This is a genomic window from uncultured Streptococcus sp. (assembly GCF_905372115.1).
GTDB lineage: Bacteria > Bacillota > Bacilli > Lactobacillales > Streptococcaceae > Streptococcus.
Genome location: NZ_CAJPNR010000041.1, coordinates 1 through 19129 on the forward strand (window position 1 = coordinate 1; position 19129 = coordinate 19129).

The following is a 19129-nucleotide window of genomic DNA, read 5'->3' on the forward strand; positions in this document are numbered from 1 at the left end:
AAACATTATTTTTCTAATAATTATTCGGATTGTGAGATTCACAATATTATAACCTTCTGTCTTCTTAGGTATCAGGGGAATAAAATTCAGAGTGGTATAAGCTAAGGAATTTGATAACACAACTTAGGTCATTTTCAGTCTGAAGAATAAAGTAAGCGAACTATCCAACTTGTCTTTATTTTACATTGCAGTGAAATATAACTACTGAAGAATTGTAATAAAAAAGAGATTAATTTCATGTCTTTACCAGCTTTAGTCCGTTTGTCGGATGAATTGAATGAAATGTCAACTTCCCTAAGGTGCCTGGAAAATATTTGTCAGGTAATCTCTCTGTTTATGTGCGCTTTCGAGTAGGCTCTTATCGGATTATTGCAAAGGTTGATGATGAAGATTTTGTGATTCTGAATGTTCATGTAGGAAAGCGTTCAGAAGTCTATCGGTTTAAAGGGCAGGATTGAACCTAAGTTCTTTTAAAAAATCGATCATCTTACTTTGCTCTTTACTGTCCACCCTCCTCAACCAAGTTCAGTTAATCTGTACTTGGTTTTTCTATCCATCCACCCTCACAATCCGTCACCGACTTAATACTTTCTTTTAAGGCTTAAAAATGATAAAATAAGACAAACAAACTATAGGAGAACATAATGACTAAAGCAAATTTTGGTGTTGTTGGTATGGCTGTTATGGGCCGTAACCTTGCCCTAAATATCGAATCTCGTGGTTATACAGTTGCCATCTATAACCGCTCAGCAAATAAGACAGAGGACGTCATTGCCTCTCATCCTGAGAAAAACTTTGTGCCAAGCTATGATGTGGAGTCTTTTGTAAACTCTATCGAAAAGCCACGTCGGATTATGCTGATGGTTCAAGCTGGTCCTGGTACAGATGCGACTATTCAGGCCTTGCTCCCTCACTTGGATAAGGGCGATATCCTGATTGATGGTGGGAATACTTTCTACAAAGATACCATTCGCCGCAATGAAGAGTTAGCTAACTCTGGTATCAATTTCATCGGTACAGGTGTTTCTGGCGGTGAAAAGGGCGCATTGGAAGGGCCGTCTATCATGCCGGGCGGTCAAAAAGAAGCTTATGAGTTGGTAGCAGATGTCTTGGAAGAAATCTCTGCCAAAGCTCCTGAAGACGGTGCACCATGTGTGACCTATATCGGTCCTGATGGCGCTGGTCACTATGTAAAAATGGTCCATAACGGGATTGAATATGGAGATATGCAGCTTATCGCTGAGAGTTATGACCTGATGCAGCACTTGCTGAGGCTTTCAGCTAGTGAAATGGCTGACATCTTCACAGAGTGGAACAAAGGTGAACTGGACAGCTATCTGATTGAGATTACAGCGGATATCTTGACACGCAAGGACGATGAAGGTCAAGCTGGTCCAATCGTTGACTACATTCTGGATGCGGCTGGTAATAAAGGAACTGGTAAGTGGACCAGTCAATCTTCTCTGGATTTAGGTGTGCCACTGCCATTGATTACAGAATCAGTCTTTGCGCGTTATATTTCGACCTACAAAGATGAGCGTGTGGCAGCCAGCAAGGTATTGCCAAAACCAGCTGCTTTCACCTTTGAAGGAGATAAGGCAGAGCTGATTGAAAAGATTCGCCAGGCTCTTTACTTCTCAAAAATCATGTCTTATGCTCAAGGTTTTGCTCAATTGCGTGTAGCTTCTAAGGAAAACAACTGGAATCTGCCGTTTGGTGAGATTGCTTCTATCTGGCGTGCCGGCTGTATCATCCGTGCTCGTTTCTTGCAAAAGATTACAGATGCTTACAGCCGTGATGCTGACCTAGCCAACCTGCTTCTGGATGAGTACTTCATGGATATTACGGCTAAGTATCAGCAGGCAGTTCGTGATGTTGTCAGCTTGGCTGTGCAAGCAGGTGTACCAGTACCAACTTTCTCCAGTGCCATTGCTTACTTTGATAGCTACCGTGCGGAAAATCTGCCAGCTAATCTGATTCAGGCACAGCGTGATTACTTTGGTGCTCATACATACAACCGTAAAGACAAAGAAGGTACCTACCACTATTCTTGGTACGACGAAAAATAGGATAGGCCTATGGCAAAGCGAATTTTACTAGTAGAAAATGAAAAAAATCTTGCACGATTTGTAAGTTTGGAACTGCAAAAAGAAAGCTTTCTTGTAGATTTAGCTGAGACTGGTCAAGAGGGATTGTCTCTGGCTAAAGATGTGGATTATGACTTGCTCTTGCTCAACTATGATCTTCAAGATATGAATGCCAGCGATTTTGCTAAGCAGCTGAGCTTGATTAAGCCAGCTTCGGTTATTATCGTTTTGGCTAGTCGCGAGGAGATTGCGGAGCAGCAGGAGGCAATCCAGCATTTTGCCGTTTCTTACGTGGTCAAGCCTTTCATTATCAGTGATTTAGTGGAGCGCGTCTCCATCATTTTCCGCGGACGCGACTTTATCGACCAGCACTGCAGCCTCTTGAAAATTCCGACCTCTTACCGCAATCTGCGAGTGGATATTAAAAATCATACGGTTTACCGCGGTGAGGAAGTCATTGCGCTGACGCGGCGGGAGTACGATCTGCTGGTAACCCTGATGGGCAGCAATAAGGTCATGAGCCGTGAGCAACTGCTGGAGCGTGTCTGGAAGTACGAGAGTGCAACGGAGACTAACGTTGTAGATGTTTATATTCGTTATCTGCGCAGTAAAATTGATGTGGAAGGGCAGCCAAGCTATATCAAAACCGTTCGCGGTGTTGGTTATGCCATGCAAGAATAGAAAATTAAAGACTCTGTTCTCCTTAGGAGACGGAGTTTTTTTTGCGCTTGTTACAGTATTGATAGGAGAAATAATGCGGACTTTCTGGATATTCTGTGCAATCGTTTTCGTTGAAATATAGCAAAAATGTAACTCTTGAAGAGAAAATACAGTATTTTAGGTGCAAAAAAAGAGAAAAAAATTTTATAAAAGCCTTTACAAAATAAAAAATCGTGCTATAATAGATGTATCGATATGCAAACGATTTCATAATAAAGCGAACTTGTTTGCAAAAAATATAAGGAGGTCTGAATGATGAAAGATTCATTCAAGAACATTTTTAGCTTTGAATTTTGGCAAAAATTCGGTAAAGCTTTGATGGTGGTCGTTGCTGTTATGCCGGCAGCAGGACTGATGATTAGTATCGGTAAGTCTATCCCGATGATTAATCCAAATCTAGGTGTTTTAGTCACTACCGGTGGTGTTTTAGAGCAGATTGGTTGGGGGGTTATTGGTAACCTGCATATCCTCTTTGCTTTGGCTATCGGTGGAAGCTGGGCAAAAGAACGCGCAGGCGGTGCCTTCGCAGCAGGTCTGTCCTTTATCCTGATTAACCGTATCACTGGTGTTATGTTTGGTGTTACCAGCGATATGCTCTCAGATAAGGCTGCTGTAGTTAAAACAATGTTTGGTGCATCTATTAAGGTTTCTGATTATTTCATCAGTGTTCTGGAGTCACCAGCTCTGAACATGGGTGTCTTTGTCGGAATTATCGCTGGTTTTGTTGGAGCGACAGCTTATAACAAATACTATAATTTCCGTAAATTGCCAGATGCCTTGTCATTCTTCAATGGTAAGCGTTTTGTACCTTTCGTTGTCATCTTGCGCTCAGTAATCGTAGCAATTGTTTTGTCATTTGTATGGCCAGTTGTTCAATCAGGTATCAACAGCTTTGGTATTTGGATTGCTAATTCACAAGATACTGCACCAGTTTTGGCACCATTCATCTATGGTACTTTGGAACGTCTCTTGCTTCCATTTGGTTTGCACCACATGTTGACCATTCCAATGAACTACACAGAACTAGGTGGTGTTTATCACGTTATTACTGGTTCTGGTGCGGGAACAACTGTAGCTGGTCAAGATCCACTGTGGTTGGCTTGGGTAACTGACTTGGTTGGTACTAAATCAGCTGATCCTTCTACTTACCAGCACTTGCTTGATACAGTTCATCCAGCTCGTTTCAAAGTTGGTCAGATGATTGGTTCATTTGGTATCCTTATGGGGGTAGCAGCAGCTATCTACCGCAATGTGGATGCTGACAAGAAGCACAAATACAAAGGTATGATGATTGCGACTGCTTTGGCAACTTTCTTGACAGGGGTTACTGAACCAATCGAGTACATGTTCATGTTCGTTGCAACACCGCTGTATATCATTTATGCATTTGTACAAGGTGCTGCGTTTGCAATGGCTGACATCGTTAACCTTCGTGTGCACTCATTCGGTTCTATCGAATTCTTGACCCGTACTCCTATGGCCATCAATGCTGGCTTAGGAATGGATATCATCAACTTCATCTGGGTAACGATCCTATTTGGTGTTGTGATGTACCTCATTTCTAACTTCATGATCAAGAAGTTCAACTATGCAACTCCAGGACGTAACGGTAACTATGAAACAGCAGACGGTTCAGATGAAGCTTCTTCATCAGAGTCAACTGGTGGTAAAGTTGCTGCTGAAGCATCTCAAGCAGTAAATGTTATCAACCTTCTGGGTGGTCGCGCTAACATCGTAGATGTAGATGCATGTATGACTCGTCTGCGTGTGACTGTCAAAGATGCTGAAAAAGTTGGAACAGAAGAACAGTGGAAAGCAGAAGGCGCTATGGGCTTGGTTATGAAGGGCCAAGGTGTTCAAGCTATCTACGGACCAAAAGCTGACGTTCTTAAATCGGATATTCAAGACTTGTTGGATTCTGGTGAAGTGATTCCTGAAACACTTCCTAGCCAAAAAGCAGAATCAGCAGCTGCCGAAGTTACTTACAAAGGTGTGACTGAGGAAGTTGAAACTGTTGCGGACGGTCAAGTCATTGACTTGGCAGATGTTAAAGATCCAGTCTTCTCACAAAAAATGATGGGTGATGGATTTGCAGTTGAGCCAGAAAATGGTAAGATTTATTCACCAGTTGCTGGTACAGTAACTAGCGTCTTCCCTAGCAAGCATGCTATCGGTCTTGTGACAGATAACGGCCTAGAAGTTTTAGTACATATTGGTTTGGAAACTGTTAGCCTTGAAGGTAAACCATTCGAGGTTCATGTTTCAGAGGGTCAAAAAGTTGCAGCTGGAGATCTTCTTGTAACGGCTGACTTGGAAGCAATCAAAGAAGCAGGACGTGAAACTTCAACAATCGTAGTCTTCACCAATGCAGCAGCCATCAAGTCTGTAACTGTAGAAAAACTTGGTCAAGCATCTTCTAAGACAGTTGTTGCGAAGGTTGAATTGTAATATAGAAAAGAGAAATCATGGCAAAATTCCTGACATTAAATACTCATAGTTGGATGGAAGAAGAGCAAGAAACCAAGCTTAATCAGTTGGTAGAGAGCATTCTTCAAGAAAAATATGATGTCATTTGCCTGCAGGAAGTCAATCAATTAACGGAGTCTGAACAGGTTGTTCAGGCTCCTTTCTATCAGGCGGTTGAAGGAGCGATTGCGATTCATCAAGACAACTTTGCTCTATGTCTGGTAGAAAAGTTGGCTGAGGCAGGACTGGACTATCATTGGTCCTGGGCCTATAATCATATTGGATTTGATATTTACAACGAAGGAGTGGCAATCCTATCTAGAAATCCTATGACTCCTAGAGAAGTTCTGGTATCAGAGGCTAATGATCCTAGGGATTACCATACCCGCAAGGTCTTGCTAGCTGAGACTGAGGTAGAAGGTCAATTGCTGACAATTGCCTCCTGCCATCTGTCTTGGTGGGACAAAGGCTTTCAGGGGGAATGGCCTAAGCTTGAAGCAGAGCTGCTAAAAGCAGAAACTCCTCTGGTCCTCATGGGTGATTTCAACAATCCGGTCGGTCAGCAAGGCTACCAGACCATCTTAGCTAGTCCGCTGAAGCTGCAGGATAGTCATACCGTTGCAAAAGAAGCTAGCGGAGAGGCGACAGTAGAAGGGACTATCGCAGGCTGGGATGATAATAAACATGCTCTGAAGATTGATTATGTTTTCACTAGTCAAGGGATGGACGTTGAGCGCTCCGCTGTCGTTTTTGACGGAAAAGAAACACCTGTTGTCAGTGACCACTTTGGTTTAGAAGTGCAAGTGACTTTATAATAGTAAAAAGATGAGGCAAGACTGTGAAAGCGGCAGATTTGCCTCGCTTTTTCTTTTTGATAAACACATGTTTAATGTAAAATGGTGAAATGTTGCACCCCAAACGGCTGTCTTTTGTTATTCTTGAAAACGTGTTATAATGAAGTATTAGGATTTTAGGAGGAAATGGTATGCGTTGTCCGAAATGTGGTGGGAATAAATCAAGTGTAGTTGATAGCAGACAGGCAGAAGATGGAAATACGATCCGCCGCCGCCGTGAGTGTGAGGAATGTCAGCACCGCTTCACGACCTACGAGCGCGTCGAAGAGAGAACCCTAGTAGTTGTCAAAAAGGACGGGACACGCGAGCAATTTTCTCGGGATAAGATTTTTAACGGTATTATTCGCTCGGCGCAAAAGCGGCCGGTATCTAGTGATGAAATAGAGGAGATTGTCAACCGAATCGAGCAAAAAGTCCGCAGTCAGAGCGACAATGAAATCAATAGTGAGTATATTGGATCCTTAGTCATGGATGAACTGGCCGAGCTGGATGAAATCACCTACGTTCGTTTCGCCAGTGTTTATCGGAGTTTCAAGGATGTGGGAGAGCTAGAAAGCCTGCTCAAGCAGATTACCAAGGGGTCCAAGAAGAAAAAGGACAAATAAATGAAACCAAACCATCAGTTTTCTTTCTTGCGTAATAATGCAGTCAGCCCAGATATTGCTATCTTGACCAAGCTCTATCTGCCGATTCTGGGGAGAGAAGCGGTAACACTTTATCTTTATCTGCTGTCTTTTGGGGATAATGGGCAAAAGCAGCACCTCTTCAGTCAGATTCTCAATCATTTAGATTTTGGACTTAATATTTTGGAAGAAAGTTTTGAGCGTTTAGCGGCGATTAAGCTAGTTGACCTTTATCAAACAGATGACCTTTATCTGATTCAACTCCACCCGACCTTAACGGCGGAGGAATTTTTCAGCCATAATGTGTACAGCCGGCTCTTGGAAAAGAAAATCGGCGAAGCTGCTGCAGATGCCCTGCGACCAAAAAATCCTAGTGGAGAGAAATTGGTTAAGTCTTTTATGCAGGTGTTTGGTATGGAAGCTGAGCAGCCAAGGGCAGTGCGAAAGGCCAATGATTTTGACTTGGAGTATTTCAAGCAACGGATGGCTCAGGACAATCTTCGCTTTGCCAATGAAAAAGAAGATTTATTAGAATTGTTTGCAATTGCTGAGCAGAAAAAGTGGACTTGGTACGAGACCTATGTCTTGGCGAGAGAAACTGCTGTTTCTCAGGTCATTTCTACCAAGCGGATGAAGCAAAAGTTAGCTCAGAAGCCGGCAGAAGGTCAGTTTTCTAAGCAGGAGCAGTCTATTATCCAAGAAGCGAAGCGAACATCACCAATGGTCTTCCTGGCAGAAATCAAAAAAACCCGTCAGGCTGCTATTACGCGGACGGAGAGAAAGCTTTTGCTGGATTTAGCTGAATTAGGTCTTTTGGACGAGGTTATCAACGTAATCTTGCTCTTGACCTTTAATAAGGTAGATTCAGCCAATCTCAATGAAAAGTATGCCCTTAAGGTAGCCAATGATTTTTCTTATCAAAAGGTGACGACAGCTGAGGAAGCTGTCTTGAAAATCCGTGAGCGCAACCAGCAGACGAATAATCGTCCTGCGCAAGTCAGCTCAGCTTCTGCTAAAAGCAATGTGCCAATCTGGAGTAATCCTGACTATAAAGATGATACTACTCCTGAGCAACAAGCAAAATTAGAAGAGAAAAGACGCAAGCTTTTAGAAAAAATTAGAAAGGGTTCGGGTGGCGCTTAAATGGATAAAATAGGACAGAATATACCTCATAGGAACAGGGTGCGGCATTTTGACTATCAGGAGCTGGTCAAGCAAATCATGGCGGACCCAGATGTGGCAGCCTTTATCCAGCAGGAAAAGCTGACCCAAGCTGAGATTCAGCGCAGTGTCTCCAAGTTTAACCAGTATATTACAGAGCGCAATCGCTTTTTGCTGGGGGACGAGACCTATATTGCCAAGGGTTATAAGCCAATCTTGGTGAAAAATGAAGGCTATGCGGATGTTGCCTATGAAGAGACACTTGAGTTGATTGAGCAGGAAAAGTTGAAAAATATTAAAGAACGGATCAATTTAATTAATCTACCTTCTAGTCTTAAAGATGCGAGTTTCAGTCAAATTGACTTAAAAAAGAATCGTGATGAAATTTTTGAACGATTGGCTAATTTTGTCGCTGCTTATCCTAATTATCAAAAGGCTGTTTATCTCTATGGAGATTTTGGTATTGGGAAAAGTTATTTGATGGCTGCTTTAGCTCATGAATTATCAGTAGAGCGAGGGGCTTCAACTACTCTAGTTCATTACCCAAGCTTTGTTTTGGATGTTAAGAATGCTATCAGTTCCGGCTTGGTCAAGGAGAAGATTGATCAGGTTAAGACAGCTCAAGTGCTGATTTTGGACGATATCGGTGCAGAGCAGTCTAGCCCCTGGATGCGCGATGAGATTTTGCAGGTCATTCTCCAGCACCGTATGCAGGAAAATCTGCCAACTTTCTTTACTTCTAACTTTAGTTTTACGGACTTGGAGCGCCACTTTGCTAACTCTAAGAATGGCGATGAGACTTGGCAGGCCAAGCGGGTTATGGAGCGAATTAAGTTTCTGGCTCAGGAGGTACTCCTAGAAGGAGAGAACCGCCGATGAATGAAACAATTAACTTGATGAAAGCTCATACGTCTGTTCGCCGCTTTACGGAGGAGCAGATTTCTGATAAGGAATTACGTGCCATCATTGATGCTGGGCGGGCTGCGTCCAGCTGGAAGAATTTCCAGTCCTACTCTATCATTGTGGTGCGAAGCAAAGAGAAAAAAGAAGCTCTCTTTGACCTAGTGCCCCAAGAAGCCATTCGGCAGTCTTCGGCCTTCCTGCTTTTTGTTGGCGACCTCAATCGAGCTCAAAAGGGCGTTCAATTGAATACGGAAGACTTTTATCCTGAGGGAACAGAAAATCTCCTGATTAGCTCAGTAGATGCCGCTTTGGCGGGGCAAAATACCCTGTTAGCAGCTGAAAGTTTGGGTTATGGTGGGGTAATCATTGGACTGGTTCGTTATGCTGCTAGTCAAATAGCTGAGCTTTTCAAGCTGCCGGACTACACTTATCCGGTCTTTGGGATTGCTCTGGGAACTCCCAACCAGAACCATGCAGTCAAGCCACGCCTGCCTTATGAAGCAGTGGTCTTTGAGGAAGAATATCGTGAACAGGATTGTTCAACTATCCAAGCCTATGACCGCGTACAGACTGAATATGCTGGCGAGCGAGCTAAGGAAACCTGGAGTCAGCGCCTAGCTGCCCAATTTGGTCAGGAGCCTAATCAAGCTATTGACCAATTGTTCAAAGAAAAGAAATTAGAAAAATAGGACGGAGTTTGGCTCTGTCCTAAAGAATGAAAGAGGAAAAACATGGCCTTACCAACTATTGCCATTGTCGGCCGTCCCAATGTCGGCAAGTCAACGCTCTTCAATCGGATTGCCGGTGAGCGGATTTCCATTGTGGAAGATGTCGAAGGGGTGACACGCGACCGAATCTATGCGACCGCAAACTGGCTCAACCGCAAGTTCAGTATTATTGATACGGGCGGAATTGACGATGTTGATGCACCTTTTATGGAGCAAATCAAGCACCAAGCTGAGATTGCCATGGACGAAGCGGATGTCATCGTTTTTGTCGTGTCTGGCAAGGAAGGTATCACGGATGCGGACGAGTATGTAGCTCGCATGCTCTACAAGACCCATAAGCCGATTATCTTAGCGGTCAATAAGGTGGATAATCCTGAAATGCGCAATGAGATTTTTGATTTCTATGCGTTGGGCTTGGGTGATCCATTCCCAGTTTCCTCAGTTCACGGGATTGGTACAGGGGATGTTCTTGATGCGATCGTTGAAAATCTGCCAAATGAAGAAGTGGCTGAAAATCCTGATATGATTAAGTTTAGCTTGATTGGCCGTCCTAATGTCGGCAAGTCTAGCTTGATCAATGCCATCTTGGGGGAAGACCGAGTCATTGCTAGTCCAGTGGCTGGTACAACGCGTGACGCTATTGATACGGTCTTTACAGACAGTGAAGGTCAGGAATTTACCATGATCGATACGGCTGGTATGCGCAAGTCAGGCAAGGTCTATGAAAATACGGAAAAATACTCTGTCATGCGGGCTATGCGGGCGATCGATCGCTCAGATGTCGTTCTCATGGTGCTGAATGCTGAAGAAGGAATTCGTGAGTACGACAAGCGAATTGCTGGCTTTGCCCATGAAGCAGGAAAAGGTATTGTTATCGTTGTTAATAAGTGGGATACGCTGGAAAAAGATAACCATACCATGAAAGACTGGGAAGAGGATATCCGAGACCAGTTCCAATACCTGTCTTATGCACCGATTATTTTTGTCTCTGCCCTGACCAAGCAGCGTCTCCATAAGCTGCCGGATATGATTAAGCAAATCAGTCAGAGTCAGAATACCCGCATTCCGTCAGCAGTGCTCAATGACGTTATCATGGATGCCATCGCGATTAATCCGACACCGACCGACAAGGGCAAACGCCTCAAGATTTTTTATGCGACTCAGGTAGCAACTAAACCTCCGACCTTTGTCATCTTTGTCAACGAAGAAGAACTCATGCACTTCTCTTACCTGCGTTTCTTGGAAAATCAAATCCGCAAGGCCTTTATCTTTGAAGGAACCCCGATTCACTTGATTGCAAGGAAGCGGAAGTAGAGTTTGAAAACAGCAATTTGACAAACATACGTTTATATGTAAAAATGAAAGTAAGCATAAGAGCTTGCTTTTCTTTTTTTATATCGAAAGTGTGGTATAATGGGGAGATAAATGTAAGGTGGTAATTATGGCAAAATTAATTCCTGGTAAGATTCGGACAGAAGGAATTACCCTGGTTGAAAACAATAAGGTAGTAATCCTTGAGGTCAGTGATTCTCTTTTATATGCTCGTGTGGACGAGTGCAATCTGCGCTATAGCTTGGATGATGATGTCATCTTTTGTTATTGCGATTTTTTCCAGAAGAAAAAATATTGTGCCCATCTGGCAGCCTTGGAGTATTATCTGAAAAATGCCCCATCGGGAAAAGATGTGCTAAAGAGTATGGAAGAGGAGGAGTTGACCAGTCAGGAGACCCAAGAGCTGGTTTCTTTCGGAAGCTTGTTCTTGGATAAGGTCTTGCCGGAGAAATCCGAACAACAGGTTCGTTATGAGCTCTCGGCTACTGGTCAGGAGGACTCTTATACAGGACAGTTTCTCTGGAGTCTCCGGATCAGTCGCTTGCCGGACGAGCGCTCTTATGTTGTCCGAGACGTTCTTTCCTTCCTTCGGACCTTGGAAAAGGGCGGGCATTATCAGATTGGTAAGAGTTACTATGAGGCTATTCATTTGGAGGATTTTGATGAAGCCAGTCAAGATTTGCTCGTTTTCCTGCAGGGGCTGGTGCCCGACTATCAGGGGCAAGATTCCTCTTTGATTTTCCCAAATGCTGGGCGCAATCTTTTCTTCCCAGCCAGCATCTTTGAAGAGGGAGTTATCTTCCTGATGAATCTGTCTTCTTTCCGCTTAGAGTACAGCCTTTACGACTACAGTGAAGTCTTTTTCCAAGATTTACATGAAGAGGCAGAAGTTTATACTTTCCAAGTGGAAGAGCATGAAGAGCATTTTGAGCTAGTCATTGCTGAGAAGAATTATAAGATGCTTTATGATGGCCAGTTTATCTTTTATGGAGATACTTTCTACCAGCTAAATCCTCAGCAGATTAGACTGATGAAGGCTTTACGGGAGCTGCCGATAGAGCATGATCGGTTGAAGCGCCTGCAATTCGACTTGTCGGAGAGAACGAAGCTGGCTTCCAGTCTGTCTGAGTTTAAAAAGGTTGGCCGGGTAGAAGCACCTGAAAGTATGATGATTCATGACTTTACAGCCAAGTTTGACTTTGACATCGGTCCTGACAGGCGTCTGATTTTGGATACTGTCTTTGACTATGGAGACAGGAAAGTGACGACTCGCAAAGATTTGGAACGTCTGCCTTTTGCGGGTAATTTTGAGCATGAGCAGCAAGTCTTTAAGCAAATGCTGCAGGCAGGTTTTGTGGCAGACTTTTACAGCCAGCGACCGCCTCTGAAACCAGAAGAAATTTATCATTTCTTCTCTGAAGTCATCCCTAACTTTGAGGCTTTGGGCCAGGTCAGCATGACAGAAGAGCTAGAGGCGCTGGCACAGACAGAAAGTCCAAGGATCACTGTCAAGATGAAGGGCGGCTTCTTGGATGTTGGTTTCGATTTTGCCGGCATTGCGCAGTCAGAGATAGACGCAGTGCTTGATTCGCTCTTTAAGGAGCAGGACTTCTTTATCAGTAAGTCTGGGCAAGTCTTGATTTTCGATGAAGAGACCAAGGAGATGAGCCGGACTTTGCAGCAGCTGCGGAGTAAGCGGACTAAAAATGGCTTCATTCAGACCAGCAGTCTAGCAGCTTACCAACTGGCAGAGTTTTTCAAGGGCAAGGATAGAGTACAGTTTTCAAAAGATGTGCAGCAACTGGCCTTTGACCTGATTCACCCAGAGGAATTCCCTCTTCCTGAGCTGCAAGTCAAGGCTGACCTTCGGGATTACCAAGAGACGGGTGTCAAGTGGCTATCCATGCTGGATAAGTATGGTTTCGGTGGCATCCTGGCTGACGATATGGGACTGGGGAAGACTCTGCAGACGATTTCTTTTCTGAGTTCGCGTATAGATGATTCTAAGAAAGTCTTAATCTTGGCACCATCTAGCCTGATTTACAACTGGAGCGATGAGTTTGCTAAATTTGCTCCGCATTTGGATGTGGCGGTGGTGTATGGTCTGAAAAATGTTCGTGATGAGCTGATAGCGGAGAAGCATCAGATTACCATTACCAGCTATGCTTCCTTCAGGCAGGATGTGGAAGAATACCGGGACAATCACTTCCAGTATCTGATTTTGGATGAGGCTCAGGTCATGAAGAATGACCAGACCAAGATTGCCCAGTATTTGCGGGATTTTGAAGTGGAGCATACTTATGCCCTTTCTGGGACGCCGATTGAGAATAATCTGGGAGAACTTTGGTCTATTTTCCAGATTGTCATGCCAGGACTTTTGCCAAGCAAAAAGGAATTTTTAAAACTGCCAGCAGATAAAGTCGCCCGCTATATCAAACCATTTGTCATGCGGCGCAAGAAAGAAGATGTGCTGCAGGAGTTGCCTGATTTGATTGAAGTTGCCTATCGCAATGAATTGGCAGATAGCCAGAAGACCATTTATCTGGCTCTGCTCAAGCAGATGCAGGACAGAATCATCCATGCGACAGAAGATGAAATCAATCGCAGCAAGATAGAGATTCTGTCAGGTCTTATGCGTCTCCGCCAGATCTGTGACACTCCGAAGCTGTTTATGGAAGATTACGAGGGCGAGAGCGGTAAGCTGGAAAGTTTGCGGGAATTACTTGAACAGATACAAGATGGTAATCATCGTGTCCTCATATTTTCACAATTTCGTGGTATGCTGGATATTATCGAGAGTGAGCTGAACAAGATGGGCATGGAGTCCTTTAAGATTACTGGCTCTACTCCGGCCAAGGAGCGTCAGGACATGACAACAGCCTTTAATGATGGTCAGCGCTCGGCCTTTCTAATCTCCCTCAAGGCTGGAGGTGTTGGTCTCAATCTGACTGGTGCAGACACAGTCATCTTGGTTGACCTCTGGTGGAATCCAGCGGTTGAGGCCCAGGCCATCGGCCGTGCCCACCGTATCGGTCAGGAGCGCAATGTCGAAGTCTATCGGATGATTACACGTGGTACGATTGAGGAGAAGATACAGGAGCTGCAGGAGAGCAAGCGCAATCTGGTTTCGACTATTCTGGATGGAGTAGAAGCCAAATCCAGTCTCTCTGTGGAGGAAATTCGAGAAATTCTGGGAATTTCGGCAGAATAGTTTGAAAAATAGCCTGAATAGTTTATAATAATGAAGGGTTGAAAGGAAAAAGATATGACTGATAAACAATTTCCTCTGGTGTCAGATGATGAAATCATGCTGACGGAAATGCCGCATATGAATCTTTATGATGAACTAGATCTCATTAGCAACATTACCGGAGACTATACAGACCGTAATTATTTGGAATGGATGCCGATTGTGGACTCCAACAGGCATGCTCCCATCGCTGCCAGTCAGGCTATCAGAAGACCGCTGCAAAAGCAGTCTGCTTTCAAGGATTTTAAAAAGCCGATTGATAAGAAAAATCCGGCCATTCGTTATGCTGAGCAGGCACGCGAGGAAGCTCGGGCTGATTTGAAAAAGAAGCGTTCAGCGCCTTATCTGACCAGCGACCTTCCGACTAAGGTCCGCAGCAGAAAGCTTCCAACAGCTTCTAATGCGGAAAGACCGAAGCCAACTGCCCCTTTTCAGAAGAATACATCGGGGGAATTTACGAAGTTTGGCGACAGGCTTCAGCAGGATAACTATATTTTGGCAGATATTCAGCCTGAGTATAGCCCTCAGCCGCAGGAGCTGGAAGAAAAGCCTAAGAAGAACAATTATGATTTTTTAAAAACCAGTCAGATCTATAATCAGGATAAAGCTAAGGAAGAGCAGTTGAAGCATTCCAAGGCTCAGGAACTGAACTTGACAGGCTTGGACAGCGAATAAAGCTGGTTTGCTCGAGTCTTTTCTGCCTGCAGTTTTCTGATGTATAAAGGAAAATTGCTAGTTGATTATGTAAATGTAAAATCTATCTGCATATAACATCCGTCATCGGTTGAAGAAGACCGATGCTAGAAGCTGGGACTTACTGATTGGTCCGGCTTCTTTGGTGTTTTGGTGGTGCCTAAAAGTTTGTAAAGAAAGAAAATCCCTGCGGGCTGATTAGGGTCTGCGGAGATTTTCCTCTTTGGACTTGCTTTTATGGCCTTGTATCTTAAGGAGTAATCATGACGAAAACCTATCATTTTATCGGGATTAAGGGCTCTGGTATGAGCGCTTTGGCTTTGATGCTGCACCAGATGGGCCATAAGGTTCAGGGCAGTGATGTTGATAAATATTATTTCACTCAGCGCGGTCTGGAGCAGGCTGGCATTTCCATCCTGCCTTTTGATGAAAAGAATATCCAGCCAGACTTCGAAATCATTGCTGGCAATGCCTTTCGTCCAGATAACAATGTAGAAATTGCCTATGCAGACGCAAACGGTATTGGCTATAAACGCTACCATGAGTTTTTAGGTGGCTTTATGCGTGACTTTGTCAGCTTGGGAGTGGCTGGTGCCCACGGGAAGACCTCTACAACGGGGATTCTTTCCCACGTTCTCTCCAATATCACGGATACTAGCTATCTGATTGGAGATGGTACAGGCCGCGGTTCTGCCAATGCCAAGTACTTTGTCTTTGAGTCAGACGAGTACGAGCGTCATTTCATGCCTTATCATCCGGAATATTCGATTATTACCAATATCGACTTTGACCATCCGGATTATTTCACGAGTCTGGAAGATGTCTTTAACGCTTTCAATGACTATGCCAAGCAGATTACCAAAGGACTCTTCATTTATGGAGAAGATGAGCAGCTGCGCCGGATTACGTCCAAGGCTCCGATTTACTACTATGGCTTCAAGGAAGAGGGCAATGACTTTGTTGCTCACGACCTCTTGCGTTCTACCAGCGGTTCAGGATTTAAAGTTTCTTTCCGCGGGCAAGAGCTGGGTGAGTTCCAAATTCCAAGCTTTGGTCGCCACAACATTATGAATGCGACAGCAGTCATCGGTCTCTTGTACACTGCAGGTCTTGATTTGGATCTAGTTCGGGAACACCTCAAGACTTTTGGCGGAGTTAAGCGCCGTTTCACTGAAAAGATTGTCAACGAAACAGTTATCATTGATGACTTTGCTCACCATCCGACGGAAATTATTGCGACCCTGGATGCAGCCCGTCAGAAGTATCCAAGCAAGGAAATCGTGGCAATCTTTCAGCCGCACACCTTCACTCGGACCATTGCTCTCTTGGACGAATTTGCGGAAGCCCTAAATCAGGCTGACTCAGTCTATTTAGCTCAGATTTACGGTTCTGCGCGTGAGGTGGACAATGGCGATGTTAAGGTCGAAGATCTGGCTGAAAAGATTGTGAAGCGGGCCAAGGTTATTGACGTGGATAATGTTTCTCCGCTTCTTGACCACGATAATGCCGTTTATGTCTTTATGGGAGCTGGTGACATCCAGACCTATGAATATTCCTTTGAACGTCTCCTGTCCAATCTGACCAGCAACGTTCAGTAGAAGGAGACTTGATGGAAGCACCGATTCGAATCAGGCAGGCTGAATTGAGCGACTGGGAAGAAATTCTTGCAATTGAGAAGCTAAATTTTCCAGCAGCAGAAGCAGCCAGTTCAGAAGTTCTCAAAGAACGGATTGAGCAGATTCCAGATACTTTTTTGCTAGCGGAGCTACATGGCCAGCTGGCGGGCTATATTGTTGGACCAGCTATTCAGGCGCGATATCTGACAGATGATCTCTTTAGTAAGGTGAGTGCTAATCCTCCTGAAGGTGGCTTCATTGCCGTCCAAAGTCTGTCCGTCCATCCTGATTTTCAGAGGCAGGGGGTCGGAACCTTATTGCTTGCAGCTCTCAAGGAGACAGCTGTTCAGCAAAATCGACAGGGCATTAGCCTAACCTGTCATGATGAGCTGATACCTTATTATGAGATGAATGGTTTCGTCTACGAAGGGATTTCTGACTCAACTCATGGTGGGGCTGTTTGGTCTGATATGGTGTGGGAAAATCCCAATTTTAAGGAGAAGTGATGATTATCCGTCAAGCTCAAATGGCTGACTTAGATGCCATTAATGCTATCGAATTGGAAAATTTCAGTCCAGAAGAGGCTGTTAGCCGAGAAAGTCTAGCAGCACATATCCAAACCCTATCTTCGACTTTTTTGGTAGCGGAAAAGGATGGTAAGATTTTGGGATATCTGGAGGGACCTGTCCGTCCAGAACGTTATTTAAAGGATATTTCCTTTACAGAGGAGATTGAAGATTATGGTCATCTGGACGGTGGCTTTATCTCTCTGACCAGCCTTTCTATCTCGAAAGATGCTCAGGGGATGGGAGTCGGCCGCAAGCTACTGCAAGCTATGAAAGAGATTGCTATAGCAGATGAACGCCACGGCATCAATCTGACCTGCCACGACTATCTCACCGCTTACTACGAGAAGCATGCCTTTGTAAATGAAGGTTTGTCACAATCAACTTACGCAGGTGCTACTTGGTTTGATATGGTCTGGGAAAATCCTAGTCTCAAACTGCAAAAAAACCAATAATAAGCTAGAAAATCCTACTCTTATTGCATTTATCTGACTTTTAAGATATAATGTTAGGGATTATGATGAAGGAGGTCAAATTTTTGACTGAAAAATCACAAGACAAAGAGAAGAATCTGAGCTTTAAAGAGCAGATTTTGAAAGACTTAGCTGGAGAAAAGGAAGAACAAACTCCCTCTTCAACTAGCCAGTCAGAAGCGGACTCTGCTTCTGCAAAAGAAACAGTAGCTGCGGAGGACTTTGAAGCTAGACCGGCTTCGGTAGATGTTTCCTACAAGGTTGCAGAGAATGAAAAGGCTCACCCTCAGGTCTATGGCCGAGTGGATGAGGAAGATAAGAAGCCCAATGAGGTCCTATCTCGGGCTAATCGGGCTAACAACACGGTCAAGAAAAAACGCCAAAATACATTAGCCCGCAGAATTATGACAACGGTTCTGCTGATTGTCCTGCTGGGACTTGTGGTCACAGGAGTTGTCGGCTATACTTATGTATCTTCAGCTCTTAAACCTGTTGATGCAAACGCAACAGAGTATGTGACGGTTGAAGTTCCAGAAGGCTCAAGCTCTAAACAGATTGGGGAAATCCTCGAGAAAAAGGGGCTGATTAAAAATGCCCAAGTTTTTAGTCTCTATTCCAAGATTAAAAGCTTTAACAATTACCAGTCTGGCTATTACAATCTCCAGAAGAGTATGGACCTAGATACCATTGCTCGGCAGCTTCAGGAAGGTGGAACAGATACACCGCAACCACCAGTTGTTGGTAAGGTTACTATTCCTGAAGGCTATACACTGGAGCAGATTGCAGAGGCTGTGACGGTTAATGCAGCTGCAACTTCTAAGAAGACTAGTAAGACACCTTTTAGCAAGGACGATTTCCTAGCTAAGGTGCAGGATGAAGCTTTCATTTCCAAGATGGCGGCTAAGTATCCACAGCTGCTGAGCACTTTGCCAAGCAAGGACAGCGGAGTCAAGTATCGCTTAGAAGGTTACCTCTTCCCTGCCACTTATAACTATGGTGAGGATGCGGATTTGGAAAGCTTGATTGACCAGATGTTGGGCGCTATGAATACCAATCTGTCTTCTTACTACTCTACTATCGAAGCGAAGAACCTAACGGTTAATGAAGTTCTGACACTTGCTTCTTTGGTGGAAAAAGAAGGTTCGACAGACCAGGACCGTAAAGATATTGCCAGTGTATTTTACAATCGTCTCAATCAAGCGATGCCGCTTCAGAGTAATATCGCTATCCTTTATGCTCAAGGCAAGCTAGGAAAGAAAACGACTCTGAAAGAGGACGCTGAGATTGATACCAATATCGACTCGCCTTTCAATGTCTATAAAAAAGAAGGGCTTATGCCTGGGCCAGTTGATAGTCCAAGCCTGTCAGCTTTGGAAGCTACCATTAATCCAAGTAAGACGGACTACCTCTACTTTGTGGCAAATGTTGAAACAGGCGCTGTTTACTTCGCCAATACTTATGAGGAACACGCTAAAAATGTTGAGGAGCATGTCAACAGCAAGCTCACTCAATCCAGCAGCAGTTCTAATTAGACTGCTGTCATTGCAGACGAGAGAAAGCTAGCGCATTTTGTTCTAGCTTTCTCGGTCCTGCTATATAAAAAAGGGACTGATACAGACTTGTCTCAGCCTCTTGTTTTAGTTTTAAAATAAAAGAA

16 protein-coding genes are annotated in these 19129 nt (G+C 44.2%); all 16 read left to right on the forward strand.

What is annotated here, in order from left to right:
- Nucleotides 1–314: 314 nt before the first annotated feature.
- The 16 genes from QZ169_RS09415 to mltG all read left to right on the forward strand — a co-directional run bounded on the left by QZ169_RS09415 (nucleotide 315) and on the right by mltG (nucleotide 19004).
- Entirely contained in the window at nucleotides 315–458 is a 144-nt protein-coding gene (locus QZ169_RS09415) for a type II toxin-antitoxin system RelE/ParE family toxin (protein WP_295506607.1), read from the forward strand.
- 186 nt (nucleotides 459–644) lie between these two features.
- Nucleotides 645–2069, forward strand: coding sequence for an NADP-dependent phosphogluconate dehydrogenase (gndA, locus tag QZ169_RS09420; RefSeq protein WP_295506609.1), 1425 nt, complete (start codon nucleotides 645–647; stop codon nucleotides 2067–2069).
- Between the two features lie 9 nt (nucleotides 2070–2078).
- Nucleotides 2079–2768 carry a response regulator transcription factor gene (locus tag QZ169_RS09425; RefSeq protein ID WP_061602877.1) on the forward strand — a complete coding sequence of 230 codons (690 nt, stop codon included), beginning with the start codon at nucleotides 2079–2081 and terminating at the stop codon, nucleotides 2766–2768.
- A 291-nt stretch (nucleotides 2769–3059) separates the two neighbouring features.
- A complete protein-coding gene (locus tag QZ169_RS09430; RefSeq protein ID WP_295506611.1) occupies nucleotides 3060–5255 on the forward strand; it encodes a PTS transporter subunit IIBC in 2196 nt (731 codons plus the stop codon).
- A gap of 17 nt (nucleotides 5256–5272) precedes the next feature.
- On the forward strand, nucleotides 5273–6088 hold the full coding sequence (locus QZ169_RS09435) for an endonuclease/exonuclease/phosphatase family protein (protein ID WP_295506612.1): 816 nt from the start codon (nucleotides 5273–5275) through the stop codon (nucleotides 6086–6088).
- A 170-nt stretch (nucleotides 6089–6258) separates the two neighbouring features.
- A complete protein-coding gene (gene nrdR / locus QZ169_RS09440) occupies nucleotides 6259–6732 on the forward strand; it encodes a transcriptional regulator NrdR (protein WP_002894570.1) in 474 nt (157 codons plus the stop codon).
- Entirely contained in the window at nucleotides 6733–7893 is a 1161-nt protein-coding gene (locus QZ169_RS09445) for a DnaD domain protein (RefSeq protein WP_295506614.1), read from the forward strand.
- The gene (gene dnaI, locus QZ169_RS09450; RefSeq protein WP_295506616.1) at nucleotides 7894–8790 is read left to right on the forward strand and encodes a primosomal protein DnaI; all 897 of its coding nucleotides are present in this window, start codon (nucleotides 7894–7896) and stop codon (nucleotides 8788–8790) included.
- On the forward strand, nucleotides 8787–9503 hold the full coding sequence (locus QZ169_RS09455; RefSeq protein WP_295506617.1) for an NADPH-dependent oxidoreductase: 717 nt from the start codon (nucleotides 8787–8789) through the stop codon (nucleotides 9501–9503). Before dnaI ends, QZ169_RS09455 begins: the two co-directional genes overlap by 4 nt.
- A gap of 42 nt (nucleotides 9504–9545) precedes the next feature.
- Nucleotides 9546–10856, forward strand: coding sequence for a ribosome biogenesis GTPase Der (gene der / locus QZ169_RS09460; RefSeq protein WP_009659134.1), 1311 nt, complete (start codon nucleotides 9546–9548; stop codon nucleotides 10854–10856).
- Between the two features lie 127 nt (nucleotides 10857–10983).
- Nucleotides 10984–14085 (forward strand): DEAD/DEAH box helicase, encoded by a 3102-nt coding sequence (locus QZ169_RS09465; protein WP_295506619.1) that lies wholly within the window; start codon nucleotides 10984–10986, stop codon nucleotides 14083–14085.
- 54 nt (nucleotides 14086–14139) lie between these two features.
- The gene (locus QZ169_RS09470) at nucleotides 14140–14799 is read left to right on the forward strand and encodes a cystathionine gamma-synthase (RefSeq protein WP_295506620.1); all 660 of its coding nucleotides are present in this window, start codon (nucleotides 14140–14142) and stop codon (nucleotides 14797–14799) included.
- Between the two features lie 281 nt (nucleotides 14800–15080).
- The gene (gene murC, locus QZ169_RS09475) at nucleotides 15081–16415 is read left to right on the forward strand and encodes a UDP-N-acetylmuramate--L-alanine ligase (protein WP_295506621.1); all 1335 of its coding nucleotides are present in this window, start codon (nucleotides 15081–15083) and stop codon (nucleotides 16413–16415) included.
- Nucleotides 16416–16426: 11 nt separating this feature from the next.
- The gene (locus QZ169_RS09480) at nucleotides 16427–16939 is read left to right on the forward strand and encodes a GNAT family N-acetyltransferase (protein ID WP_295506623.1); all 513 of its coding nucleotides are present in this window, start codon (nucleotides 16427–16429) and stop codon (nucleotides 16937–16939) included.
- Nucleotides 16939–17454, forward strand: coding sequence for a GNAT family N-acetyltransferase (locus QZ169_RS09485; RefSeq protein WP_002914532.1), 516 nt, complete (start codon nucleotides 16939–16941; stop codon nucleotides 17452–17454). The genes QZ169_RS09480 and QZ169_RS09485 overlap by 1 nt, the downstream gene beginning before the upstream one ends.
- A gap of 50 nt (nucleotides 17455–17504) precedes the next feature.
- On the forward strand, nucleotides 17505–19004 hold the full coding sequence (gene mltG / locus QZ169_RS09490) for an endolytic transglycosylase MltG (RefSeq protein ID WP_295506626.1): 1500 nt from the start codon (nucleotides 17505–17507) through the stop codon (nucleotides 19002–19004).
- Nucleotides 19005–19129: the final 125 nt, after the last annotated feature.

Excerpts from the sequence above, each read along its gene's own strand:
- gndA (WP_295506609.1), top strand. The coding sequence starts at position 645 with ATGACTAAAGCAAATTTTGGTGTTGTTGGTATGGCTGTTATGGGCCGT.
- QZ169_RS09425 (WP_061602877.1), top strand. The coding sequence starts at position 2,079 with ATGGCAAAGCGAATTTTACTAGTAGAAAATGAAAAAAATCTTGCACGA.
- QZ169_RS09430 (WP_295506611.1), top strand. The coding sequence starts at position 3,060 with ATGATGAAAGATTCATTCAAGAACATTTTTAGCTTTGAATTTTGGCAA.
- QZ169_RS09435 (WP_295506612.1), top strand. The coding sequence starts at position 5,273 with ATGGCAAAATTCCTGACATTAAATACTCATAGTTGGATGGAAGAAGAG.
- nrdR (WP_002894570.1), top strand. The coding sequence starts at position 6,259 with ATGCGTTGTCCGAAATGTGGTGGGAATAAATCAAGTGTAGTTGATAGC.
- QZ169_RS09445 (WP_295506614.1), top strand. The coding sequence starts at position 6,733 with ATGAAACCAAACCATCAGTTTTCTTTCTTGCGTAATAATGCAGTCAGC.
- dnaI (WP_295506616.1), top strand. The coding sequence starts at position 7,894 with ATGGATAAAATAGGACAGAATATACCTCATAGGAACAGGGTGCGGCAT.
- QZ169_RS09455 (WP_295506617.1), top strand. The coding sequence starts at position 8,787 with ATGAATGAAACAATTAACTTGATGAAAGCTCATACGTCTGTTCGCCGC.
- der (WP_009659134.1), top strand. The coding sequence starts at position 9,546 with ATGGCCTTACCAACTATTGCCATTGTCGGCCGTCCCAATGTCGGCAAG.
- QZ169_RS09465 (WP_295506619.1), top strand. The coding sequence starts at position 10,984 with ATGGCAAAATTAATTCCTGGTAAGATTCGGACAGAAGGAATTACCCTG.
- QZ169_RS09470 (WP_295506620.1), top strand. The coding sequence starts at position 14,140 with ATGACTGATAAACAATTTCCTCTGGTGTCAGATGATGAAATCATGCTG.
- murC (WP_295506621.1), top strand. The coding sequence starts at position 15,081 with ATGACGAAAACCTATCATTTTATCGGGATTAAGGGCTCTGGTATGAGC.
- QZ169_RS09480 (WP_295506623.1), top strand. The coding sequence starts at position 16,427 with ATGGAAGCACCGATTCGAATCAGGCAGGCTGAATTGAGCGACTGGGAA.
- QZ169_RS09485 (WP_002914532.1), top strand. The coding sequence starts at position 16,939 with ATGATTATCCGTCAAGCTCAAATGGCTGACTTAGATGCCATTAATGCT.
- mltG (WP_295506626.1), top strand. The coding sequence starts at position 17,505 with ATGTTAGGGATTATGATGAAGGAGGTCAAATTTTTGACTGAAAAATCA.